At 69.0% G+C, this 23858-nt stretch carries 18 protein-coding genes; 11 read left to right on the top strand and 7 right to left on the bottom strand.

From position 1 onward, the window contains the following. Positions 1-95: 95 nt before the first annotated feature. Positions 96-602 (top strand): nitroreductase/quinone reductase family protein, encoded by a 507-nt coding sequence (locus ACQPYY_RS00215; protein ID WP_433592364.1) that lies wholly within the window; start codon positions 96-98, stop codon positions 600-602. A gap of 5 nt (positions 603-607) precedes the next feature. Further along, entirely contained in the window at positions 608-1099 is a 492-nt protein-coding gene (rraA, locus tag ACQPYY_RS00210) for a ribonuclease E activity regulator RraA (protein ID WP_433592363.1), read from the top strand. Between the two features lie 66 nt (positions 1100-1165). Here rraA and ACQPYY_RS00205 read toward each other — a convergent pair whose 3' ends face one another. Next, entirely contained in the window at positions 1166-1387 is a 222-nt protein-coding gene (locus ACQPYY_RS00205; protein WP_357088410.1) for an RNA-binding S4 domain-containing protein, read from the bottom strand. A 193-nt stretch (positions 1388-1580) separates the two neighbouring features. Between ACQPYY_RS00205 and lysX the strand changes: the two genes are divergently transcribed. From lysX to ACQPYY_RS00185, 4 genes are all read left to right on the top strand, one after another. Next, positions 1581-4946 (top strand): bifunctional lysylphosphatidylglycerol synthetase/lysine--tRNA ligase LysX, encoded by a 3366-nt coding sequence (gene lysX, locus ACQPYY_RS00200; protein WP_433592362.1) that lies wholly within the window; start codon positions 1581-1583, stop codon positions 4944-4946. A gap of 120 nt (positions 4947-5066) precedes the next feature. Beyond that, positions 5067-5264 (top strand): hypothetical protein, encoded by a 198-nt coding sequence (locus tag ACQPYY_RS00195; protein WP_357274987.1) that lies wholly within the window; start codon positions 5067-5069, stop codon positions 5262-5264. A 51-nt stretch (positions 5265-5315) separates the two neighbouring features. Further along, positions 5316-5933, top strand: coding sequence for a histidine phosphatase family protein (locus tag ACQPYY_RS00190; RefSeq protein WP_433592361.1), 618 nt, complete (start codon positions 5316-5318; stop codon positions 5931-5933). 124 nt (positions 5934-6057) lie between these two features. Beyond that, a complete protein-coding gene (locus tag ACQPYY_RS00185; RefSeq protein WP_433592360.1) occupies positions 6058-6381 on the top strand; it encodes a hypothetical protein in 324 nt (107 codons plus the stop codon). Between the two features lie 94 nt (positions 6382-6475). Here ACQPYY_RS00185 and ACQPYY_RS00180 read toward each other — a convergent pair whose 3' ends face one another. The 5 genes from ACQPYY_RS00180 to gltB form a co-directional block, all read right to left on the bottom strand. Further along, entirely contained in the window at positions 6476-7321 is an 846-nt protein-coding gene (locus ACQPYY_RS00180; RefSeq protein ID WP_379103755.1) for a cutinase family protein, read from the bottom strand. Positions 7322-7641: 320 nt separating this feature from the next. Beyond that, a complete protein-coding gene (locus tag ACQPYY_RS00175; protein WP_357274981.1) occupies positions 7642-8661 on the bottom strand; it encodes an alpha/beta hydrolase in 1020 nt (339 codons plus the stop codon). A gap of 42 nt (positions 8662-8703) precedes the next feature. Next, positions 8704-9363 carry a hypothetical protein gene (locus tag ACQPYY_RS00170; RefSeq protein ID WP_357274979.1) on the bottom strand — a complete coding sequence of 220 codons (660 nt, stop codon included), beginning with the start codon at positions 9361-9363 and terminating at the stop codon, positions 8704-8706. A gap of 318 nt (positions 9364-9681) precedes the next feature. Further along, on the bottom strand, positions 9682-11151 hold the full coding sequence (locus tag ACQPYY_RS00165; protein ID WP_433592359.1) for a glutamate synthase subunit beta: 1470 nt from the start codon (positions 11149-11151) through the stop codon (positions 9682-9684). Between the two features lie 71 nt (positions 11152-11222). Beyond that, positions 11223-15872, bottom strand: a complete 4650-nt coding sequence (gene gltB / locus ACQPYY_RS00160; RefSeq protein ID WP_433592358.1) for a glutamate synthase large subunit — start codon at positions 15870-15872, stop codon at positions 11223-11225. Between the two features lie 884 nt (positions 15873-16756). Here gltB and ACQPYY_RS00155 point away from each other — a divergent pair. After that, complete coding sequence (locus ACQPYY_RS00155) at positions 16757-18616, top strand: DUF4407 domain-containing protein (RefSeq protein WP_433592357.1); 1860 nt, start codon at positions 16757-16759, stop codon at positions 18614-18616. A 73-nt stretch (positions 18617-18689) separates the two neighbouring features. Here the strand turns inward: ACQPYY_RS00155 and ACQPYY_RS00150 are convergent, their stop codons facing one another. Continuing rightward, positions 18690-20261, bottom strand: coding sequence for an MFS transporter (locus tag ACQPYY_RS00150; RefSeq protein ID WP_433592356.1), 1572 nt, complete (start codon positions 20259-20261; stop codon positions 18690-18692). Between the two features lie 77 nt (positions 20262-20338). Between ACQPYY_RS00150 and ACQPYY_RS00145 the strand changes: the two genes are divergently transcribed. The 4 genes from ACQPYY_RS00145 to ACQPYY_RS00130 are packed head-to-tail and all read left to right on the top strand — an operon-like array spanning position 20339 to position 23856. Beyond that, entirely contained in the window at positions 20339-20905 is a 567-nt protein-coding gene (locus ACQPYY_RS00145) for a TetR/AcrR family transcriptional regulator (protein WP_379103054.1), read from the top strand. 10 nt (positions 20906-20915) lie between these two features. After that, positions 20916-21791, top strand: coding sequence for a hypothetical protein (locus ACQPYY_RS00140; RefSeq protein ID WP_433592355.1), 876 nt, complete (start codon positions 20916-20918; stop codon positions 21789-21791). Then, entirely contained in the window at positions 21788-22834 is a 1047-nt protein-coding gene (locus tag ACQPYY_RS00135; RefSeq protein WP_433592354.1) for a DUF4129 domain-containing protein, read from the top strand. Before ACQPYY_RS00140 ends, ACQPYY_RS00135 begins: the two co-directional genes overlap by 4 nt. Then, a complete protein-coding gene (locus ACQPYY_RS00130) occupies positions 22831-23856 on the top strand; it encodes an AAA family ATPase (RefSeq protein ID WP_433592353.1) in 1026 nt (341 codons plus the stop codon). Before ACQPYY_RS00135 ends, ACQPYY_RS00130 begins: the two co-directional genes overlap by 4 nt. Positions 23857-23858: the final 2 nt, after the last annotated feature.

The raw sequence follows: 23858 nt of genomic DNA, 5'->3' as shown, positions 1-23858 counted from the left end.
TAGATCGCCGAGCGAGCGCGGAGCGCATCACCACGGTCCCGAGGCGGCCGACCGGAGCCCCCGCACGGCCGGTCGCGGAGCACTATTGTCGCGGTATGAGTGAGCAGTTCCCGGAACGGATCTGGGGTTCCCGTACCAACCTGCTGTCCCGGCTGGCCAGCCCGTTCGCCGCCACCAAGCTCGGATCACTGGTCATCCGCAAGCTGACCCCGCTCGATCGCAGGGTGCTCGAACGCAGCGACGGCAAATACACCGTCCTGGGCCCGATCGGCGCGCCCGTCATCCTGCTCACCACCGTCGGCCGCAAATCCGGCGCACCCCGCACCACCCCGCTGCTCTACGTGCACGACGGCGACACCCTGTACGTGATCGGCTCCAACTTCGGCCAGGCCCACCACCCCGCCTGGACCGCGAACCTGCTCGCCAACCCGGCCGCCGAGGTCGCGATCGCCGGGCAGCATCTGCCCGTCACCGCCGCCCTGGTCACCGACGAGGACCGCCGGCGAGTGATCTTCGAACGCTTCGAGGAGACCACCGAGGCGTACACCGCCTACCGCAATCGCACCGCCCGTGACTTGCGGATATTCGCCCTGACAAGATAGTTCTCGTGACCGAATCAACGAACGTAGTGGCAACCGCCGACCTAGCCGACGAGATCGGCCCCGAGATCCGAAGCTGCGACACCCAGTTCATTCAGTTCGGTGGCCGCGAGACCTTCGCCGGCCGCATCGTGACCATCAAGACCTTCCAGGACAACCTGCTGGTCAAGCAGACCCTCGGCGAACCCGGCGAAGGCCGCGTGCTGGTCGTCGACGGCGGCGGCAGCATCCACACCGCCCTGGTCGGCGACATCATCGCGGGCCGCGGCGTGGACAACGGCTGGGCCGGCGTCGTCATCAACGGCGCGGTCCGGGACTCCGCCGTGCTGCGCACCATGCCCATCGGCATCAAGGCGCTCGGCACCAACCCGCGCAAGAGCACCCAGAAGGAGGGCAACGCCGCGAAGGACGTCACCGTCGAATTCGGCGGCGTCAGCTTCGTCCCCGGCGACATGCTCTACAGCGATCATGACGGCGTCGTGGTTCGCAGCGAAGACTAGGCCGACTCTCGGGAAGCTCTCAGCGGCTGAAGCCCGGAACCCCCGACAATGGGAACCCGTGTGCCTTCAGCCGCTGGTGACCCGAGCCTTGTGCCCGGCCAACGCCACCACATCCCCGGCGTGTAGCTGCCGCCCGCGGCGCAGCTCCACCTCGTCGTTGACACGTACCAGGCCCTGGGCGATAACCGTCTTGGCTTCCGAACCCGAATCGATGAGGTTCGCCAGCTTCAGGAACTGGCCGAGTCGAATGACCTCGTCCTCGATCGGGACATCGAATGGATCCGACATGGGGTACATCCTCACCCGCGGCCGCCGCGAGACCAAACGGCGCCCTCACCACCGGCCGCCACGCGGCGGTATCCACCGGCCGCCACGCGGCGGTATCCACCGGCCGCACCGCGGCGGTATCCACCGGCCGCACCGCGGCGGTATCCACCGGCCGCACCGCGGCGACGAGACACGAACCGGGTTCTGAGTGCACATGGGTACCGGCAACATTCACACTGGTGCGGTGACTTCCACGCAGGACCGGCCGCACCCCGACTCCGACCACAGACCGGAGCCGCGGTCCCCGGAGGTGCCACACCGCGGACACGGCCGGTTGCGGGAGCTGCCGCACGTCGCGGGCACCGCGCTCGGCATCTTCTCGGTCCTCTGCTTCGCCTGGAGCATCTCGCCCGGGCTGCGCTACCTGACCACGCACCTGCGTCACTTCGTCGACACCTACTACTTCGACGCGCCCGACACCTCGCTGGTGTGGGCCCTGGTCATCGGCCTGCTGGCGGGCGCGACCGCCAGCCGCAAACGCATCGCCTGGTGGCTGCTGGTCGGCTACATGGCGGCCTTCGCGCTCGCCAACGCCCTCGACTTCGCCTCCGAGGGCGACATCAACGCCCTGGTGGCGTTGATCATCCATCTCGCGGTGATCGGCGTCCTGATCGCGTCCTGGTCGGAGTTCTACACCCACGTGCAGCAGGGCGCGGTGTGGCGGGCGCTGGGCGTGCTCGCGGGCGGGCTGGCCCTGGGCAGCCTCGCCGGATGGGGCCTGGTCGAACTGTTCCCCGGCAGCCTGCCCGACCACACCGAGCGCGCGCTGTGGGCGGTGTCGCGGGTGACCGCCACCATCCTGGTCTCCAACGAGGACTTCGACGGGCATCCGCCGCATCCGGTGAACCTGCTGCTCGGCCTGTTCGGCGCCATCGCGCTGCTGGCCGCGGTGATCACCCTGTTCCGGTCGCAGCGCTCCTCCAACGCGCTCACCGGACTCGACGAATCCGCGCTGCGCGGGCTCATCGAACGCTCCGACGTCGAGGACTCGCTCGGCTACTTCGCCACCCGCCGCGACAAGGCCGTGGTGTTCGCGCCCAGTGGCAAGGCCGCCATCACCTATCGCGTGGAACTCGGCGTCTGCCTGGCCTCCGGCGACCCGATCGGGCCGAAGGAGGCGTGGTCGCACGCCATCGACGCCTGGCTCCGGCTCGCCGACCAGTACGGCTGGGCCCCCGCGGTGATGGGCGCCAGCGAGCTCGGCGCCACCGCCTACCGGCGGGCCGGACTGTCCGCGCTGCGCCTGGGCGACGAGGCCATCCTCGAGACCCGCACCTTCTCCCTGGCCGGACCCGATATGAAGCCGGTCCGGCAGGCCGCCAATCGTCTCGCCAAACAAGGCATCACGGTGCGGGTGCGCCGCCACAAGGAGATCTCCCCCGAGGAGATGCAGGACGTCATGCGACGCGCCAACGAATGGCGCGACACCGAGACCGAACGCGGCTTCTCCATGGCGCTGGACCGGCTCGGCGACCCGCTCGACGGCGACTGCCTGCTCGCCGAGGCGGTCGCGCCGAACGGGCAGGTGCTCGGCATGCTGTCGTTCGTGCCGTGGGGCCGCACCGGTGTCTCCCTCGACCTCATGCGCCGCGACCGCACCGGCCCCAACGGGCTGATGGAACTGATGATCTCGCGGCTCGCCCTCACCTCCGACCAGTACGGCATCACCCGGATCTCGCTGAACTTCGCGGTCTTCCGCGCGGTCTTCGAGGAAGGCAGCCGGATCGGCGCCGGACCGGTGCTGCGGCTGTGGCGCGGCGTGCTCATGTTCTTCTCGCGCTGGTACCAGCTCGAGGCGCTCTACCGCTCCAATGTGAAGTACCAGCCCGAATGGGTGCCGCGGTTCTCCATGTTCGAGGAACGCCGCCACCTGCTGCGGGTCGCCACCGCCAGCGCGCTCGCCGAGGGCTTCCTGCCCCGCTTCGGCCGCGAACACGACGCCTCCGCCCACACCGGTCTGCGACCCTCGGTGCCCGACGAGGTCACCGGCCTGCACGCCGACGGCAGCCCGCCCGACCTGCCGCCCGAGGAACTCGAGGAGAACGGCCAGCGCCGCCCCGAACAGGTGCGGGTGCGGATGGACAAGCTGGCCAAGCTCCAGAACTCCGGCATCGAGGCCTACCCGGTCGCCTATCCGCCCACCCACACCGTGGCCGCGGCCCGCGGCTGCCCGCAGGGCACCACGGTGCGAGTCTGCGGGCGGCTCTTGCGGATTCGCGACTACGGCGGCGTCATCTTCGCCGTGCTGCGCGACTGGTCCGGCGACATCCAGCTGCTCATCGACCGCGGCCGGGTGGGCGCTGACCGCAGCGAATCGTTCACCGAGTTCTTCGACCTGGGCGACCTGATCGAGGTGAGCGGCCAGCTGGGCCGCAGCCGCCGCGGCGAACTGTCCCTGCTCGCGCAGGACTGGCGGATGATCGGCAAATGCCTGCACCCGCTGCCCGACAAGTGGAAGGGCCTCTCCGATCCGGAAGCCCGGGTGCGGCAGCGCTACGTCGACATGGCCATCAACACCGACATCCGCGAGGTGATGGCCAAGCGCAGCGCGGTGGTGCGGTCCCTGCGGGACAGCCTGCACGGCTGGGGCTTCCTCGAGGTCGAGACCCCGGTACTGCAGCAGGTGCACGGCGGCGCCAACGCGCTGCCCTTCACCACCCACATCAACGCCTACGACCTGGACCTGTACCTGCGCATCGCACCCGAGCTGTACCTCAAGCGACTGTGCGTGGGCGGCATGGAGAAGGTGTTCGAACTGGGCCGCGTCTTCCGCAACGAGGGCGTCGACTACAGCCACAACCCCGAGTTCACCATCCTGGAAGCCTATGAGGCGCACAGCGATTACGAACGCATGATGCACGCCTGCCGTCAGCTCATCCAGGCCGCCGCGGTCGCCGCCAACGGCAGAATGGTGGCGCTGCGGCCCGGACCCGACGGCGCGCTCACCGAGGTCGACATCTCCGGCGACTGGACCGTCAAGACCGTGCACGGCGCCGTGTCCGAGGCGCTCGGCGAGACCATCACCCCCGACACCGACGCCGAACGGCTGCGGCTGCTGTGCGAGAAGGCGGGCGTCCCGTTCCAATTGGGCTGGGACGCCGGTCAACTCGTACTCGAGATGTACGAGCACCTGGTGGAGTCCACCACCCAGAACCCCACCTTCTACATCGACTTCCCCACCTCCGTGTCCCCGCTCACCCGCGCGCACCGGCACATCGCCGGTGTCACCGAACGCTGGGACCTGGTCGCCTGGGGCGTCGAATTGGCCACCGCCTACAGCGAATTGACCGATCCGGTGGAACAGCGCCGCCGCCTCACCGAACAGTCCATGCTCGCCGCCGGCGGCGACCCGGAGGCCATGGAACTCGACGAGGACTTCCTGCAGGCCCTCGAACACGCCATGCCGCCCACCGGTGGCCTCGGCGTCGGCGTGGACCGGGTGGTCATGCTGCTGATCGGCCGCAGCATCCGCGAAACCCTGCCCTTCCCGCTGGTGAAACCGCGCGGCGCGGGCAGCTGATCCCGGCAGGACCCGGGTAAACCCTGATTCCCGCGGCCGTCTCCCCGGTTAATCTGGGAGTTCGGCCCGGGAGGGCCACCGGCCACACCGATTGGGGAATCCATGCACTACCTAGATCTCATGACCCAGGCGACACTGCTGGACCACCACGTGTGGACGCACCCCGATACCTGGAACGCCGCCCTCGAGAACACCGCCGCCCGCCGCTCCAGCAGCAAGCGCGGCATGAGCTTCTGGGGCTTCCTGGGCGTCTGCTGCATCGGCATCGTCATCCTCGTCCTGGGCATCGTCTACCTGATGCGCCGCAAGAAGAGCTGACCCCCGGCACCCCCGGGGTGCGCTGCGGGCCGGGTGCGGCAGAGTGGGGGTGTGCAGTTGATCCTCGTCCGCCACGCCCAGCCGCAGCGCGTCCAGGCCGAATCCGGCCACGCCGACCCGGATCTCACCGCGCTCGGGATCGAACAGGCGGGCCGGGTTCCGGCCGCACTCGCCCAGCACCGGATCGCGCGGGTGGTCAGCAGCCCGCAGTTGCGGGCCCGCGAGACCGCGCGACCCACCGCGGAGAAGCTCGGGCTCGACATCGACATCGTGGACGGGCTCGCCGAATACGATCGCGACCTGCCGATGTACATCCCGATCGAGGACGCGCAGCGGGACTTCCAGGAGACCTACGCGCGCATCAAGGCCGGGTACCTGCCCGAGCAGATCGACGGGGACGCCTTCATCGCGCGGGTGCGTGACAGCGTCACCGCCATCGTGGCGGCCGCCGCGCCCGCCGACACCGTGGTCGTCTTCGCGCACGGCGGCGTGATCAACGTGCTGCTGCAGGATGTACTGGGACTCGCACGGCCGCTCACCTTCCCGATCGACTACTGCTCGATCACCCGAATCCTGTACTCGCGCACCGGCGGCCGCACCGCCGCCACGGTCAACGAGAACGGGCACGTCTGGGACCTGCTACCGCGCGCGCAACGCGCCCTGCCCTGACCGGACGGACGGACGCTCAGCCGACTCCCAGCCCGATCTCACACAGCCCGGAGGGCCGGGCCTTTCGATGGGACTCGTGCGCCGCTCCCCCCGCGGCGCACGATCCCGACAGAAAGGCACCACGATGTCCGCCCTCCACAAGCCCCGCCGTCGTCTCGCCCTGCGTCTGGCCGCGGCCGGGTTCCTGGCCGCCATCCCGCTCGCCGTCGTCGCCCTCCCGGCGAACGCGGCGACCCCCGCCGACACCACCGCCCCCGTCGTCGCCCAGCAGATCGACGACAACGGGCCGTGGGACCACGATCACGACCGGGACCGCGACCGCGACCGGGATCACCACGACCGCGATCACGACGGTGACTGGAACCGCAACGGCGACTGGAACAACAACGGCTGGAACAACGACCCCGCCCCCGCGCCCGCGCTGCCGCCCACCGGCTCCTTCGGCTAGATCACCCGCAGACAGCCGAAAAGGCCGCTCCCGGAATGGGAGCGGCCTTTTCGATGCGGTGCGGTCCTGGGGCGCAGGACCTCTCACCCGAGGATCAGGCGTTGGTCGCGATCCAGTTGTGCATCCAGGTCAGCGCGGTCTGGCCGCCGCCGACGCCGTAGCTGCCGTAGCTGGTGTGCTTGCCGCTGCGGTAGAACTGCTCGAGCTGGTGCGCGTACTCGCTGTCGGCGCCCTCGGCCAGCTGCGCCTGCAGGGTGCCGAAACCGCCCTGGGCCATCAGGTCATTGAGGATCGACCCGAACTCGAGCTGCGTCTGCCACGGGTTGAAGTTGTTCGGGTTGGTCGCCTGGGCGAGGAAGCCCGCGAAGCGGGTGACGAAGTCGGTCTCCTCGGTGGAGCAGTACAGGTCGCCCAGGGCGCACACGGTGCGCACCTTGTCGCTGACCCAGCCGAAGCCGCCGGCGCGCGGCCCGCCCGCGCCCGCGCCGGGGGCGAACGGACCGATCTGGGCGTCGGCGGGCGAACGGCGCGGGTCGGAGATCAGCGCGACGGCGGCGACGCGATCCGGCGGCACTACGCCGTGGCCGGTGCCGATCTCGGCGGCGAGATCGCCAGCGGCGTCGGCGCCCTGGCTGTAACCGGTGATGGCGATCTTGGTGCCCGCGCACCGCGCGGCCACGGCCTGGACCAGACCGCGGGCGTTGTCGACGGCTTCCTTCTTGGAGGCGGCGTAGATGTCGCCCTCCCACGGGAAGGCGGTCGCCGCGTAGGTCACGTAGTCGACCTCACCGGGTAGACCATTGGTCACCGTGGCCAGCATGCCGGGCTTGGGGTCCTTGTCGTGGCCGGTCTCCCAGGTGCCGGGAACGGCGACCGTGTAGAGACGCGGGCACCCCGGGTCCGCCGAAACGGGACCGCTGCCCAGGACGATTCCCGACATGAGCACGCTCGCCGCTGCCCCCGCAGCCGCGACAATATTCTTCAACCGCACCCTTGCTCCAGTTCACGCTTGTGCCGGGACATCTCACGCGTCCCGTATTCCCGATCATGGTGCGGTCGCCGGATGACACTCCGGTGCACTCCGGGTTAACCCACGTAACCGCCCCGTATGAGTTCACCGAAACAAACTGGTCGACGAGATCAGCGACACACCGCCGACTAGCATAAAGGGGCCTAGTCAGCAATGCCAGGCGAGCGGGCGAAGACGTCCGATTCCGGCCGAACCTTCACCGGCGCAGCAACATCCGGCAACCCGGCGGATCAGCCCTGAAGCGCGGCCTCGAGCATCGGCCAGGAGCGGTGCAGCGCGTCTTCCCAGTACCGCCAGGAATGCGTTCCGGAGGGCCGGAATTCGATCTGCGCCGGGATACCGAGCGCGCCCAGCCGGTCGGCGAGCTGATGCGTGCACCCGTTGGTCGCGGCCTCGATCAGGCCGCCGAGGATGATCTGGTTGGCCAGCGTCGCCGGGCGGCCGCCGATCGACGGCGAGTCCAAGGTGTCCATCGGACCGGGCAGCCCGGTGGAGTTGGAGATGAACAGCGCCTTGCCGCGCAGCTTCTCGGCATTGATCACCGCGTCGTGCCGGGCCCAGTCCGGGTCGCCGGGCGGACCCCACATATTGCGGGAGTCGGCGTCGCCGCGGTCGAGGACCATCTGAATGTACTTGCGGCTGTTGTCATCGGCGGTGGAGGCGCACCCGCTGTAGGCGGCGACCGCGCGGTAGCGATCGGGCGCGAGGATGGCCATGTTCAACGCGGAGGTCGCGGACATGGAGACGCCCGCGATGGCGTTCGCGCCGGAGGTGTTGAGCGCCTTGTCGATAATGGGCGGCAGTTCGGCGGTCAGGAAGGTTTCCCACTTCTGGCGGCCGATCGCCGGGTCATCCTGTTGCCAGTCGGTGTAATACGAGAATTTACCGCCGACCGGCGATACCACATTCACGTTCTTGTCGGAGAAGAAACTGACAATATCGGTTTGCCGATACCAGGTCGCAGCGTCCTCGCCGCCGCCCGCGCCATTCAACAGATACAGCGTCGGACGGGGCACGCTGTTGTCGAATGCGGTGAGGACCTGGAGCGTGATCTCCCGACCCATGGCGGCCGAATAGACCTTGAACTCTTCCTGCCGCTGTCCGGGCCGATCGATCGAAACGAGATGGGATTCCGCGGAATTCGCGGGATCGGCCGTGGCCGTACCGATGGCCTCCGGCGACAACGTGAGGGCCAGCGAGAACGCCAGGCCCGCAATCGCGGTGAGTGCCGGTGACTTACGGGTGCGCATCGGTACGGGTGTTCCTATCGATCGAATCGGCCCGGTCGGGAATCAGCTGCCGATGTACTTGCGGATCGCGTCCGAGATGATGTCGGAGAACGAACCGGTCGAGCTGGTCTGACCGTCCGAGGAACCCAGGCCGTTGTTGTTCAGGCTGCCGAGGGCGGACTCGCCGACGGTGTTCGGGCGGGCGGTGAAGCACGCGGTCAGGTTCGGCAGGCTGTTGCTGACGCCGACGGTGCCGGCGACGCCGATGCCACCGCTGGTGACCTGCTGACCACCGGAGAGGTTGGTGGGCACCCGGTAGGTGATGGTGTAGGTGACCGGGTTACCGGAGTTCACGAACCAGCCCGGGTTGGTGACCTTCCAGCCGCCGCCGTTGGGCTCGGGGGTGACCGCCTCGGTGCGCTGGCCACCGGCCAGGTGGTAGGCGGTGACGCTGGCCTCGAGCGGCGCGCCGAAGCCGGACGGCGGGTAGTCGGTGATGGTGTTGACGTACGGGTTGCCGATGCCGGTGGTGCCGACGACGATCTTGTAGGTCGCCGTGGTGCCGACGCCGATCGAGTCACCGTTGACCGACTTGTCGTAGGTCATGGTGATGCCGACGGTGCTGGCATCCTTCTTCTCGGCGTGCGAGCTGATGGCGCAGGTGCCTTCGGCGGACGCGACGCCGGTTTCCATGACGGCCATGCCCATACCGGCGAAAACCATTGCGCCAGAAGTCGCGATTGCGGCCGCGCGGCGATTACGGAACATTACTTTTCCTCCAAAGATGTCCCGAGATCCTCCGGGACCGATCCATACTTACCGAGCGCTGCGGACGACTCGGAGAGGTGGACTCCACACGAGGGGTAAGTAAACAGGTGTAACTGGTCCCCTGTCCAGGGTTTGCGAAAACTACTCGAAGCTACTGACTAGTAAACATTTCACATACGTTTATCGCATGACCAAAAGTGTCCCGGCATGACAAAAGGTGCCCCCGAACCGAAGTCCGGGGGCACCTTCGAGCGTTCGCTCAGTGGCTGCGGATCAGCGCTGGGCGACCATGGTCGGGGTGATCGGGGACGGCAGCGCCGTCTCCCCCTCCAGGTACTTGTCCACCGCGGCGGCCGCGGCACGGCCCTCGGCGATGGCCCACACGATCAGCGACTGACCGCGGCCCATGTCGCCGGCGACGAAGACGCCGGGCACCGTGGTGGCCCAGTCCTTGTCACGCATGACATTGCCGCGCTGGTCGTAACCGACGCCCAGACCCTCGAGCAGGCCGTTCTTCTGCGGGCCGACGAAGCCCATGGCCAGCAGCACCAGGTCCGCCTCCAGGGTGAAGTCGGTGCCGTCGACCTTCTCGAAGCGGCCGTTGACCATCTTCACCTCGTGCGCCTGCAGGCCGGTGACCTTGCCGTCCGCACCGACGAAACGCTCGGTGTTGACGGAGAACACGCGCTCGCCGCCCTCCTCGTGAGCCGAGGAGACGCGGTACATCAGCGGGTAGGTCGGCCACGGGGTCGAGGCGGCCCGCTCCTCCGGCGGACGCGGCATGATCTCGAACTGGTGGATCGACTCCGCACCCTGACGGTGCGAGGTGCCCAGGCAGTCCGCGCCGGTGTCACCGCCACCGATGATGACGACCTTCTTGCCACGCGCGTGGATGCGCGGCAGGCCGTCCTCGTCGGTGATCTCGTCGCCCAGCTGCACGCGGTTGGCGAGCGGCAGGAACTCCATGGCCTGGTGGATGCCGTCCAGGTCGCGACCCGGGATCGGCAGGTCACGCGCGATGGTGGCGCCACCGGCCAGGACGACCGCGTCGAACTGCTTGCGCAGCTGGTCGGCGGTGATGTCCACGCCCACGTTCACGCTGGTCTTGAAGATGGTGCCCTCGGCCTCCATCTGCGCGACGCGGCGGTCGATGAAGCGCTTCTCCATCTTGAATTCCGGGATGCCGTAGCGCAGCAGGCCGCCGATGCGGTCGTCGCGCTCGAACACGGTCACGGTGTGACCGGCCCGGGTCAGCTGCTGGGCGGCGGCCAGGCCCGCGGGGCCGGAGCCGACGACCGCGATGCGCTTGCCGGTGAGACGGGTCGGGTAGACCGGGGTGACCCAGCCCTCGTCGAAACCGTTCTCGATGATCTCGACCTCGACCTGCTTGATGGTCACCGGATCCTGGTTGATGCCCAGGACGCAGGACGCCTCACACGGAGCCGGGCACAGGCGGCCGGTGAACTCCGGGAAGTTGTTGGTCGCGTGCAGCCGATCGAACGACTCCTTCCACGCGCCCTTGTACACCAGGTCGTTCCACTCGGGAATCAGGTTCCCGAGCGGACAGCCGTTGTGACAGAAGGGGATACCGCAGTCCATGCAGCGGCTGGCCTGCTTCTGCAGGGTCTCGTGGGAGAACTTCTCCTCGTAGACCTCTTTCCAGTCCAGCAGTCGCAGCGGAACCGGACGGCGCTTGGGCAGTTCCCGGGAAGTGTGCTTCAGGAAGCCTTGTGCGTCACCCATTTACGAACTCCTGACTAATGCGCTGCGCGCACGGAACAACGATGGTGCTGCGTTGCACCGCGGAGATGAGGTCAGCCACGAGCCGCCTCCATGATGGCTTCGTCCACGTTCCGGCCGGCCTTCTCGGCCTCGGAGATGGCGAGCAGGACCTTCTTGTAGTCGCGCGGCATGACCTTCACGAACTTGGTCACCTGCTGCGACCAGTCGCCCAGGATGCCTTCGGCGACAGCCGAACCGGTCTCGTCGCGGTGCTGCGCGACGATGTCGTGCACGATCTGCGCGTCATCGGCCGAGAGCTGCTCCAGGTCGACCAGCTCGGTGTTGAGGTTGGCCTCGAAGGTGCCGTTCGGGTTGTACACGTAGGCGATACCGCCCGACATGCCCGCGCCGAAGTTGCGGCCGGTCTCACCGAGGATGACCACGCGGCCACCGGTCATGTACTCACAGGCGTGGTCGCCCACACCCTCGACGACCGCGGTCGCGCCCGAGTTGCGGACGGCGAAGCGCTCGCCGGCCACACCGCGCAGGAAGGCCTGGCCGCTGGTGGCGCCGAACAGGATCACGTTGCCCGCGATGATGTTCTGCTCCGCGACGTAGGACGCCGGCGCGTCGTCGGACGGGCGCACCGTGATGCGGCCACCCGAAAGACCCTTGCCGACATAGTCGTTGGCGTCGCCGACCACCCGCAGGGTGATACCGGCCGGGACGAACGCACCGAACGAGTTACCGGCGGAACCGGTGAACGTGATGTCGATGGTGTTGTCCGGCAGGCCGACTCCGCCGTACAGCTTGGTCACCTCGTGGCCGAGCATGGTGCCGACGGTCCGGTTCACGTTGGTGATCTTGGAGTCGAACTTGACCGGCTTGCCACGCTCCAGGGCATCGGCCGAACGCGCGATCAGCTCGTTGTCCAGCGCCTTGTCCAGGCCGTGGTCCTGGTCCTTGGTGCGGCGGCGGTCCTGGAACATGAACGCGGTCTCGACGTCGTCCAGGATCGGCGACAGGTCGAGCTTGGCGGCCTTCCAGTGCGCCTTGGCGGCGGTGGTGTCGAGCAGGTCGACCCGGCCGACGGCCTCGTCCAGGGTCCGCAGACCCAGCGACGCCAGCAGCTCGCGGACTTCCTCGGCGACGTAGAGCATGAAGTTCTCGACGAACTCCGGCTTGCCGGTGAAACGCTCACGCAGAACAGGGTTCTGGGTCGCGACGCCGACCGGGCAGGTGTCGAGGTGGCAGACGCGCATCATGATGCAGCCCGAGACGACCAGCGGAGCGGTCGCGAAACCGTACTCCTCGGCGCCCAGCAGCGCGGCGATCATGACGTCGCGGCCGGTCTTCATCTGACCGTCGACCTGGACCACGATGCGGTCGCGCAGACCGTTGAGCAGCAGGGTCTGCTGGGTCTCGGCCAGGCCGAGCTCCCAGGGGCCACCCGCGTGCTTCAGCGAGGTCAGCGGCGACGCACCGGTACCACCGTCGTGGCCGGAGATGAGCACCACGTCGGCGTGCGCCTTCGAGACACCCGCGGCGACGGTGCCGACGCCCGGCTCCGCGACCAGCTTCACGTGAATCCGCGCCTGCGGGTTCGCGTTCTTCAGGTCGTGGATCAGCTGCGCCAGATCCTCGATCGAGTAGATGTCGTGGTGCGGCGGCGGCGAGATCAGGCCGACGCCCGGGGTGGAGTGCCGGACCTCGGCGACCCACGGGTACACCTTGTGGGCCGGAAGCTGGCCGCCCTCACCGGGCTTCGCGCCCTGCGCCATCTTGATCTGGATGTCGGTGCAGTTGGTCAGGTAGTGGGCGGTCACGCCGAAGCGGCCCGAGGCCACCTGCTTGATCGCGGACCGGCGCCAGTCGCCGTTCTCCTCCGGCTCGAAGCGCGCCGGGTGCTCGCCGCCCTCACCGGAGTTCGAGCGACCGCCCAGGCGGTTCATGGCGATGGCCAGGGTCTCGTGGGCCTCGGCCGAGATGGAGCCGTAGCTCATCGCACCGGTCGAGAAGCGCTTCACGATCTCCGACGCCGGCTCGACCTCGTCGATCGAGATCGGGTTGCGGTGCCCGTTCTTGAACTTGAACAGACCGCGCAGCGAGGCGAGACGCTCCGACTGGTCGTCGACCAGCTTCGTGTACTCCTTGAAGACCTTGTACTGGCCCGAGCGGGTGGCGTGCTGCAGCTTGAACACCGTGTCCGGGTTGAACAGGTGGTACTCGCCCTCACGACGCCACTGGTACTCGCCGCCGATCTCGAGCTCGCGGTGCGCGCGCTCGTTGCGGTTCTCCAGGAACGCGATCCGGTGCCGCTGCGCGACCTCGTCGGCGATGTCGTCGAGGCCGATGCCGTCCAGCGGCGAACGCAGACCGGTGAAGTACTCGTCGACGAGCTCCTGCGCCAGGCCGACGACCTGGAACAGCTGCGCGCCACGGTAGGAGGCGATGGTGGAGATGCCCATCTTGGACATCACCTTCAGCACGCCCTTGCCGGCCGCCTTGTTGTAGTTGTAGACGGCCTTCTTGAAGTCGGCCGCGTGATCGCCGATGCTGCCCGGCATCTGCAGCGCGCCACGCTCCAGCATGTCCTCGATGGACTCGAAGGCCATGTAGGGGTTGATGGCCGCCGCGCCGAAGCCGACGAGCATGGCCATGTGGTGCACCTCGCGGGCGTCACCGGCCTCGATGACCAGGCCGACCTTGGTGCGGGTGCGTTCCCGGACCAGGTGGTGGTGCACCGCGGCGGTCAGCAGCAGCGACGGGATCGGGGCCAGCTTCTCGTTGGACTCGCGGTCGGACAGCACGATGATGCGCGCGCCGCCGTCGATGGCCGCCGAGACCTGACGCTGCACGGCCTCGATGGCCTTGCGCAGCCCCTTGCCGCCCTTCTTCACCGGGTACAGGCCGTGCACGACGACCGAACGCAGGTCGGGACGGGAGCCGTCGTCATTGATGTGGACGAGCTTGGACAGCTCGTCGTTGTCCAGAATCGGCTGGGTCAGGGTGATCTGACGACAGGACTCGGCACCCGGGTTCAGCAGGTCGGCCTCCGGGCCCACCATGCTGCGCAGCGAGGTCACGACCTCTTCGCGGATGGCGTCCAGCGGCGGGTTGGTGACCTGCGCGAAGAGCTGCGAGAAGTAGTCGAACAGCAGGCGCGGCCGCGAGGACAGCACCGCGATCGGGGTGTCGGTGCCCATCGAGCCGAGCGCCTCGCCACCGGTCTGCGCCATCGGCGAGATCAGGATGTTCAGTTCCTCGGTGGAGTATCCGAAGATCTGCTGGCGGATCAGCACGCGGTCGTGCGACATGTGCACGTGCGGGCGGTCGGGCAGGTCGCTCAGCTTGGTCGGGCCCTCGTCCAGCCACTGCTGGTACGGGAACTCGGCGGCCAGCGTCGACTTGACCTCGTCGTCGCTGATGATGCGACCCTGCTTGGTGTCGACCAGGAACATGTGGCCGGGCTGCAGGCGCTTCTTGTAGACGATCTTGGCCGGGTCGATGTCGAGCACGCCGACCTCGGAGGCCAGCACGACCAGGCCGTCCTCGGTGACCCAGATGCGGCCGGGGCGCAGACCGTTGCGGTCCAGCACCGCGCCGACGACCGAACCGTCGGTGAAGCACACCGAGGCCGGGCCGTCCCAGGGCTCCATGAGGAAGGAGTGGTAGCGGTAGAACGCGCGCTGCTCCGGGGTCATGGACTCGTGGCGCTCCCACGCCTCCGGAATCATCATGAGCACGGCGTGCGGCAGGCTGCGGCCGCCCAGATGCAGCAGCTCGAGCACCTCGTCGAAACGCGCGGTGTCCGAAGCGCCCGGGGTGCAGACCGGGAAGATCTTCTCCAGGCGGTTGTTGCCCTCGGAGTCGGTGCCGAACACGTCGGAGTTCAGCAGCGCTTCACGGGCCCGCATCCAGTTCTCGTTACCGGAGACGGTGTTGATCTCACCGTTGTGGGCGACGCGCCGGAACGGGTGCGCCAGCGGCCACGACGGGAAGGTGTTGGTGGAGAAGCGCGAGTGCACGATGCCCAGCGCCGATTCGACCCGGTCGTCCTGCAGGTCCAGGTAGAACGCCCGCAGCTGCGGGGTGGTGAACATGCCCTTGTAGACGAAGGTCTCGCCGGACAGGCTCGGGAAGTAGACCGACTCCTTGCCGGTCGCGCCCTCGCCGGCACCCGACTTGCCGAGCTCGTGCTCGATGCGCTTGCGGATGACGTAGGCGCGGCGCTCCAGGTCCATGCCGGAGAGCTGCTCGGCGCCGCCCTTGGGGGAGGCGATGAAGATCTGCCGGAAGGTCGGCATGGCGTCGCGCGACAGCGCGCCCAGCGACGACTCGTCGATCGGGACCTCGCGCCAGCCGAGGACCTCGAGGCCCTCCTCGCGCACGATCTTCTCGACGCCGTACCCGGCGCGAGCGGCCTCGCGGCGTGCCTGCGGCAGGAAGCCGATGCCGGTCGCGTAGGAACCTTCGGCGGGGAGCTCGAAGTCGACCACGGCACGGAAGAACTTGTCCGGGAGCTGGATCAGGATGCCCGCGCCGTCACCCGAGTTGGGTTCGGCGCCGGCCGCACCACGGTGCTCCAGGTTCAGCAATGCCGTAATAGCCTTGTCGACGATGTCGCGGCTGCGGCGGCCGTGCATGTCGACGACGAATGCGACACCACAGGCGTCGTGTTCATTCGCCGGGTCATAGAGCCCGATGGGTCCAGGGGACCTGTGGCCAGGAAGTTGCGTCATGCCTCTGCCTTCACAAAAAACAGGCCTTCGAAGAATGCGGCCTTCGTCGAACGCCTCCGGTCTGGACTGCGTCCGGACGTTTCGGAGACCAGCGGCGCTGATGGTCACTCCGTGCAGTCAACTTTGCAGTTGTCCACCCGCTTCGATTACCTAGTCGGGTGCTCGGTGGTAACGGAACTCTTACGCGTTCGCTACACGCCGTGCCGTTCTCGCCCGCTAGGCTGAGCACCGATCGGGCCTCTGTCCGTATGGGGAGATACACCGAATTGTGTAGTTCGGCGTAAGAGCAAACGATAAGTCAGGACTGGAGCCCAACCAACTCAGGTAAGGCTAATTCCAGCTTCTAGCTGGGCTTCTACATCCGGTCCTCCAACACACGCGCGTTCTCCAGTGTAAAGCAGGGGTGCCCGTGCGTTTCAGTTGAGTTCACCACTGTGACGCACCCGCGCGAGGTCGACGGCCGGACGGTCCAGCGCAGCTCCAGACTGCCTCCCACCTGCAATGAATCAGGTTTCCCCACAAGCGGATCCGGCAAACCGGGCGTTAGGCCGCTAACTTTCCGGACAAGTTCCGTCGCTCCGGCGACCACCCGGGAGACATGGGCTCGCAACGTGCGGACCGTACGGAATTTTTCCTGAATGTGGGATTCAGCACACGCTCAGCAAACCGTAAATCTGTCTCCCGACTCGGTTTTCGGCGATATCCGAGACCGGACGCAGGTGATCAACACCACCTCGGCGGCCCGAAAAGGGGCGATGTGAGCCTGGCCACATCACACCCGCCGCGGTCGGTGTAACCGCCGGACGCCTGTCACGCTGAGACAACGAATCAGCGACAGTTTCGCTCTGCCGAACCACCTGGGACGTAGAGGATGTGAGCCTCCCATGACAGATCCCCACGTCCATTCCCCGGCCGGACCCGGCGACCTGCTGGTCTGGCTGGGTGGGGCGCAACCGCAGCTCACCGCCGGTCCCGAGCGTGCGGGCTACACCGTCACCGGTGCGGTGGTGGCCCTGTTCGCGGTCACCGCGGGAGGCATCACCGCCGCCGCGACCGGGGCCGCGGGCTGGCCCGCCCTCGGTGTCGTGGCCATCGCGCTGATCGCCACCTTCCTGGTCGGGGCGCTGTCCCGGGCTCTCGCCACCGCGGCCACGCCCGATCGGCGCGAGGACCGGCGGGCCGTCGCCGAATTCGCCGGGCGCATCGCCGTCGCGGTACTGGCCGGGGTGGTGGTGGCCGAACTGGCCTGCACCCTCTTGTTCTCCGGCACCGTGCACCGACTGCTCGACGAGAACGCGCAGCGCGCGGTGGAATCCGCGCCCGCCGTGGTCACCGCCCGCGCCGACCTGGACCAGGCGAAAGCCGCGCGCGGCGCGCTCGAGCAGCAGATCACCAAGGCACAGACAGACGTCGCGACCGCACTGAAGATCGCGCGCTGCGAGATCAACCCGGCGCAGGACTGCGACGGAATCCCCCGGACCGGCGTCCCCGGACGCGGTCCCGAGGAGCGCACCGCCAATCAGATGCTCGACGACGCGCGCGCCCAGCTCACCGCCGAGCGGAACAAGGTGGCCGGGCTCGACGACAAGGTCACCGCGCAGGACAAGGCCCTCACCGACGCCCGCAAGGCCGCCTATACCGACGGCGACCGCGGACTCGGGGCGCGCTGGGTGGCCGTGAACGACTACACCACAGGGCATTTCGGGGCGTTCGTCCTGCGCCTCGCCGTCGCCCTGCTCCTGATCACCCTCGCCCAGCTGCCGCTGCTGCTGCGCTGGTGGCGCGGCGAGACGGCGTTCGACCGCAGCGTCGCGGTCAGCACCGAGACCGACCGAATCGACCAGGCCGCCGCCACCGCCATCGCCGTCAAACAGGCCGAGGTGCGGGTGGAGACCGAAAACCTGCGCGCGGAACAACAACTCACCGCCGCGCGGCTGGCCGCGCACGCCGACACCGCCATCGACCGGGAACGGCAGCGCACCCGCATCATCGCCGCCATCGGCAATTTCGAGATCGGCATCACCGAGCCCGCGCAGCGCGCCGTGGCCGAATTCGACTCCGCCACCAGACTGGAACTTCCGGCCGGGACCGCGGCCGGAGATCGAAAGGACAGCACCGTGTCCCAAGAGGGGATCGTGACACAGTCGCCGAACCTGCCCGCCCAGCTCACCTCGGGTGCGCTGGCCCCCGTGCCGTCCGGCGGCGCGCTCGCGCCCGCCGCGCCGGCGCCGCAGCCCGCCAAGGGGGGCGGGCTGGAACTGCCGATCATCGGCACGGTGCCGTTCACCGACACCGCCGCCCGCTGGATCCGGCCGCTGGTCCCATCCTTCGTGGCCAATGCCATCGACACCGCCACGCATCCGCTGCGCACGGTGCGGCAGGCCTTCGAGGAGGCCGAGGAGATCACCTTCACCCTGCGCCGCACGCGCAAGGTCACGGTGGACTCGGAGGATTCCGCGCAGCCGCAGCAGCACCAGCAGCAGATGTACGCGCAGCCCCAGCAGTACGGATACCTGCCGCAGGGCGCGCCCCAGCAGGTCTACGCGCAGCGGGTGGCCTCCACCGTGGTGGATCAGCCCTATGCCGCCTACCCGGGATACGCCCAGCTCCCCCAGGGGCACGTGGTGGACCCGGGCTACCCGCTGCCCGCGGCCCCGCAGCAGGACGCGCTGGCGAGTCGCCGCCACCCCGAACTCGACTACCGTGCCCCGCGCGAACTGCCGCCGGGCAAGGGCCAGGAGTAACCCGCGGAAACGCGCTGTGGCCCGGAATGTTTCACGTTGAACACGGAAACATCCGGGCCACAGCCTTTTTCGACTACGCCACCGCGGTCTTGCGAGTTGCCGCGCGGTAGGCGACGAACGCGGTCAGCAGCAGGATGACCGCCGTCGACGTGGCAGCCACGTGGATGCCGCTGACGAACGCCGTGTGCGCCGAGTGCAACAGCTCCCCGGCCGCGGGTTCCGGTAGCGCCCGGGCGGTTTCGATGGCGCCGCCCAGCGACTCGCGCGCCGCGTCCGCCTGACCCGACGGCACGTGCGTCAGGTCCAGACCGCCGCGGAAGGCGGCCATCACGGCACTGCCCAGCACCGCCACACCCAGGGCGATACCCATCTCCATCGCGGTCTCCGAGATGGCGGCGGCATTGCCCGCGCGCGCCTCCGGCGCGGTGCTCACGATCATGTCGGCCGACACCGTCAGGGCCACACCCTCACCCAGTCCGATCAGCAGGAAGCCGACGATGAACGGGGTCACCGAACCCGAGGGATCGGTGGGCAGCAGCCAGTACAGGCCCGCGCCGAGCGCGACCGTCGCCAGCGAGCCCGCGAGCACGGTCGCCGGACGCCAGTACCGGACCAGCCAGGCCGCGGCGAGCGCACCAAGCATGGAACCGACCGTGCCCGGGATCAGCAGCAGGCCGGCCTCCAGCGGTGACTTGCCCAGCACCAGCTGCAGGTACTGCGAGCCGAAGAACAGCACACCGGCCAGCGCGAACACCGACAGCAGGTTGGTGAACACGGCGGCCCGGAAGGCGGGCAGCCGGAACAGGTCCAGGTCGATGAGCGGAGCCGACAGCCCGCGCTGACGACGCACGAACAGCACGCCCGCCGTCACACCGACACCGGCACTGATCAGCAGGTTCAGGCCCGGACCGTGGGCGGCGAACTCCTTGACCGCGTACACCACCGGGATCAGGGCCAGCATCGACAGTCCCGCGCTCACCAGGTCGAAACGGCCCGGGTTGGGGTCCCGCGATTCCGGTACCAGGATCGGTGCCAGGACCAGCAGCAGCGCCATGACGGGCAGGTTCACCAGGAACACCGAGCCCCACCAGAAGTGCTCGAGCATCCAGCCGCCGAGCAGCGGGCCGAACGCCGCGCCGGAGGCGGCCATCGCGCCCCAGACCGAGATGGCCAGGGTGCGCTGGCGGGCGTCGGCGAACATGGACCGGATCAGGCCCAGGGTGGCGGGCATCAGGGTCGCACCGGCGACACCCTGCAGGACGCGGGCGGCGATGAGCATTTCGGGGCTGATCGCCCAGGCGGCGAGCGCCGAGGCGGCCGCGAATCCGGCCGCGCCGATGAGCAGCAGGCGACGGCGGCCGATGCGGTCGCCGAGGGTGCCCATGGTGACCAGCAGGCCGGCCAGCACGAACGAGTAGACGTCGATGATCCAGAGCAGCTGCGGGGTGGTGGGCGCGAGGTGCGCGGTGATCGAGGGGACCGCCAGGTCGAGCACGGTGGCGTCGACGGCGATCAGCAGCAGCGCCAGGGCCAGCACGGCGAGGCCGGCCCAGTCCCGGGGCCGGGCCTTGGGCGCGGCGTGCGGGGTCACGGGGCGGTCGAGGGTCGAAGGAGTTCCGGAACGCGCGGTCGAGTGGGTGGTCATCAGCTTTCTCTTTCGGTTCTGAACCGTCCAGACGGTACAGTAACAGCCTGAACCGTCCAGCCGGTACAGTCAACCCCGTGACCACCCGCGACCCCGCCGGCACCCGCGACCGGATCCTCGACGCGCTCGAGAACCTGCTGCTCGACAAGGGCCTGTCCCAGGTGACCCTGGAGAACGTCGCCGCCACCGCGGGCGTCTCCAAGGGCGGGCTCCTCTATCACTTCAAGAGCAAGGACGCGCTACTCGCCGGACTGCTGCGCCGCGTCACCGAACGGGCCGACCAGCAGGTGCGCGCCGCGATCGAACAGGGCCGCTCGGTGGCCGAGTGGTACCTGCAGGCGCCGCACCCCGACAACGAATCCGACGCCGTCGAACTCGCGCTGTACCGCTCCATGCTCGCCGCCATGCGGACCGTCGACGCCCCGGCCGACGGTGCCCAGGCCGAGACCGACCGGGCCATCACCGAGGTGATGACCTCCTGGAAGACGGCCCTGGACAACGAGATCGACGACCCGGTGCGGGCCGAGATCGTGCGGCTGGTCGGCGACGGCGTCTACCTGCGCGCGCTGATGGGAATGCCGCCGATCGAACCGGACATGTATCGCCAGGTCGTCGCCCGGCTGCTGGGGCCCGAGTCCGGATAGACTCGGGCCCGTGTTGCCGACCGCCGCCGACTCCGTCGGTTCGCCGACCGGCTCGGTGGGGGAACCGACTTCGACCGAACCGCCGGTTGTTCCGATTCGCCCGATGCAGTTCCGGGAACTGCTGGACCTGCCGTTCGCGCTGATCCAGGCCCGGATCACGATCCTGGCGGCCCTGGTCGGGGTGGCCTGGGTGGCCGCCGTGCTGGTGGCCGTCGCGGGTACCGCGGCCGCCGCGGCGATCACCGGTGATTCCGACCTCGGAACCTTCTGGGGTGCGCTGCTCACCAGCCTGCTGTGCGCTTGGGGCCTACGGTTTTTCGTGCGCGGGGTGACCGTGCCGGCCGGACTGGATGTCGTGTACCGCAGGCCCTCGACCTGGCGTGGCGTGCTGCGGCGGCTGCGCTCCGGAGCCGGACCGCTGCTCACCTACCACGTGATGTACACACTGATCGGGGTCGGCGTGCTGGCCGTGGGCGCTCCCCTGATGTTCACCGCGCCGTTCGCGGTGATCTGGCTGGCCTGGCTGCGTGGACGGCGATTCACGCTGGCGCCCAGCGTCTTCGACGGCTCGATCGGTTACCGCGAGGCCGCCCGGCGGGCGAAACTGCTTGCTGGCGGCGCGGAATGGCAGCTGGTCGGGCTGTGGCTGTACCTGCGCGTATTGCTGCTGGTACTCATCGTGCCGCTGCTGGCGTTGCCGCGGTTCATCACCGACTTCTCCGGCACCCACCGCGGGACGGTGACGGTGCTGATCGTCTCCGTGGCTCTGCTCATCGTGGCGATCGGCGAGCTGGTGGAATCCGCCACCCAGGTCGTGACCTATGTGGACCGGCGCTGCCGCCGCGAAGCGTGGGACATCCGGGTACCCACGGGAGGGGCCCGATGACCGAGATTCCGCACGCCGCACCGCCCGAACCCGCGCTGGGCCCGGCCGCCGCGCACCTGGCCGCGGCCGAGGAGGCCGCCCGGCGCGGCGACTTCGGGGTGGCGCTGCGTGAACGGTATCGCGCCGTCACCCGAGGTCTGGAACAGCGCGGCATCCTCGACGAGGAGCGGGCGCGCACCGCGCGGGAGACGGCGCGGGCCGCCACCGCGGCCGTGCGCGACGCGGGTGAACTGCCCTCGGCGGCACACAGTTTCGACGAGGTCGTCTACGGCGGCCGGTACGCCACCGAGTCGGAGTACCGGCAGCTCGAACAGGCCGACCGGTTCTCCGGCGCGCCGCCGCCCAAGGACGGGCCGGTCGAGCTCACCGAGAAACGCAAGGTACGCAAGACCAAGACCGCCAAGGACAAACCCGCCCGGGAGCGCCCGGAACTGCCGGAGCTGCTGCGGGATTGGCGACTGTGGGCGGCGCTCGCCGCGCTGCTGGCGGTCGTCGCACTGGTGTACGTGGTCACCCATGTCGGGCACACGCCCGCGCCGCCGCCCCATCCGGACACGCCGCCGACGCATCCGCCGACCCCGAGCCGGGAACCGGACCTGCCGCCGCCGAACTTCGGTGACGGCGAGGACTCCATCTTCGAACGGCTGCCGGGCTGGCTGGCGTTCGGCGGTCTGCAGTTCCTCATCGCCTGGGTCGCGGTGCTGTGGTGGCGCGGCCGTAGGCGCGGCGCCATCGTGCGCGAACCGCTGCCGGTCGAGGCCCCGGCCCAGGAGCTGCTGGCCGGACAGGCCGGGCTGTACCGGAAATCCCGCGATCACGACCATGTGGCCGCCAAACTGCGGGCGGCGGCGCTGCGCCGGCTGCGCCCCGTGCTCGGCGTCACCGCCGACACCCCGGCGGAACTGGTGGTAGGGGCGATCGCCGTCCGCACCGGCGCGGACCCGGCCGTCCTCCGCGCCGCCCTTTACGCCCCGGTCACCGACCGGGAGACCCTCGAACTCGTGGCGGCACAACTCGAATGGATCGAAGCGGAGGTCTTGTGACCAACCTGTCCAAGGACGTGGTGGACGCCCACCACGACGGCACCCCGGCGACCGACGGTCAGGCGCCGACCACGCAGGACGCGCAGCAGGCGCTGCTGGCCCTGCGCGCCGAGATCGGCAAGGCCGTGGTCGGCAACGACCACGCCGTCATGTTCCTGGTGCTGGCGCTGCTGTGCCGCGGCCACGTGCTGCTGGAAGGCGTTCCGGGCGTGGCCAAGACGCTGCTGGTGCGGGCCCTGGCCACCGCCTTGGACCTGGAGCACGCCCGCATCCAGTTCACCCCGGACCTGATGCCCGGTGACGTCACCGGCTCCCAGATCTACGATCCGCACTCGGCCGAGTTCACCTTCCGCCGCGGCCCGGTGTTCACCAACCTGCTGCTGGCCGACGAGATCAACCGCACGCCGCCCAAGACCCAGTCCTCGCTGCTGGAATCGATGGAGGAGCGCCAGGTTTCGGTGGACGGCGTGCCGCAGCCGCTGCCGGACCCGTTCGTGGTGGTCGCCACCCAGAACCCGATCGAGCAGGAGGGCACCTATCCGCTGCCGGAAGCGCAGCTGGACCGGTTCCTCTTCAAGGTCGACGTCCAATTGCCCGGGCGCGACGACGAATTCCGCATCCTGCAACGGCATGCCGCCGGCTTCGACCCCCGAGACCTGGCCGCCGCCGGACTGCGGCCGGTGGCCGGTCCCGCGCACATCGCGGCTGCCCGCGCCGCGGTCGCCCAGGTTGCCATCAGTCCCGAGGTGCTCGCCTACACCGTGGACCTGTGCCGGGCCACCCGCACCTCCCCCGCCGTGGCGCACGGCGCGTCCACCCGCGGCGCGACCGCGCTGATGGCGGCCGCGCGGGCCTTCGCCTGGTTGCACGGCCGCGGCTACGTCACCCCCGACGACGTGAAAGCCGTTGCGACGCCGGTGCTGCGGCATCGACTGCACCTGCGGCCCGAACACGAGGTGGAGGGCGTCACCGCCGAGGGCGTGCTGGCCTCGCTGCTGATGTCCGTCCCGGTTCCGGTGTAGCC

The organism is Nocardia sp. CA-145437 (genome assembly GCF_050956485.1).
Lineage (GTDB): Bacteria > Actinomycetota > Actinomycetes > Mycobacteriales > Mycobacteriaceae > Nocardia.
This window is presented reverse-complemented; position numbering and strand designations above follow the sequence as displayed.

Bases quoted from the DNA above. Each gene is read 5' to 3' on its own strand.
- ACQPYY_RS00165 (WP_433592359.1), bottom strand. From the start codon at position 11,151: ATGGGTGACGCACAAGGCTTCCTGAAGCACACTTCCCGGGAACTGCCC.
- ACQPYY_RS00215 (WP_433592364.1), top strand. From the start codon at position 96: ATGAGTGAGCAGTTCCCGGAACGGATCTGGGGTTCCCGTACCAACCTG.
- lysX (WP_433592362.1), top strand. From the start codon at position 1,581: ATGGGTACCGGCAACATTCACACTGGTGCGGTGACTTCCACGCAGGAC.
- ACQPYY_RS00170 (WP_357274979.1), bottom strand. From the start codon at position 9,363: ATGGTTTTCGCCGGTATGGGCATGGCCGTCATGGAAACCGGCGTCGCG.
- ACQPYY_RS00180 (WP_379103755.1), bottom strand. From the start codon at position 7,321: ATGTCGGGAATCGTCCTGGGCAGCGGTCCCGTTTCGGCGGACCCGGGG.
- ACQPYY_RS00135 (WP_433592354.1), top strand. From the start codon at position 21,788: ATGACCGAGATTCCGCACGCCGCACCGCCCGAACCCGCGCTGGGCCCG.
- ACQPYY_RS00205 (WP_357088410.1), bottom strand. From the start codon at position 1,387: ATGTCGGATCCATTCGATGTCCCGATCGAGGACGAGGTCATTCGACTC.
- ACQPYY_RS00185 (WP_433592360.1), top strand. From the start codon at position 6,058: ATGTCCGCCCTCCACAAGCCCCGCCGTCGTCTCGCCCTGCGTCTGGCC.
- ACQPYY_RS00195 (WP_357274987.1), top strand. From the start codon at position 5,067: ATGACCCAGGCGACACTGCTGGACCACCACGTGTGGACGCACCCCGAT.
- ACQPYY_RS00155 (WP_433592357.1), top strand. From the start codon at position 16,757: ATGACAGATCCCCACGTCCATTCCCCGGCCGGACCCGGCGACCTGCTG.
- gltB (WP_433592358.1), bottom strand. From the start codon at position 15,872: ATGACGCAACTTCCTGGCCACAGGTCCCCTGGACCCATCGGGCTCTAT.
- ACQPYY_RS00175 (WP_357274981.1), bottom strand. From the start codon at position 8,661: ATGCGCACCCGTAAGTCACCGGCACTCACCGCGATTGCGGGCCTGGCG.
- ACQPYY_RS00150 (WP_433592356.1), bottom strand. From the start codon at position 20,261: ATGACCACCCACTCGACCGCGCGTTCCGGAACTCCTTCGACCCTCGAC.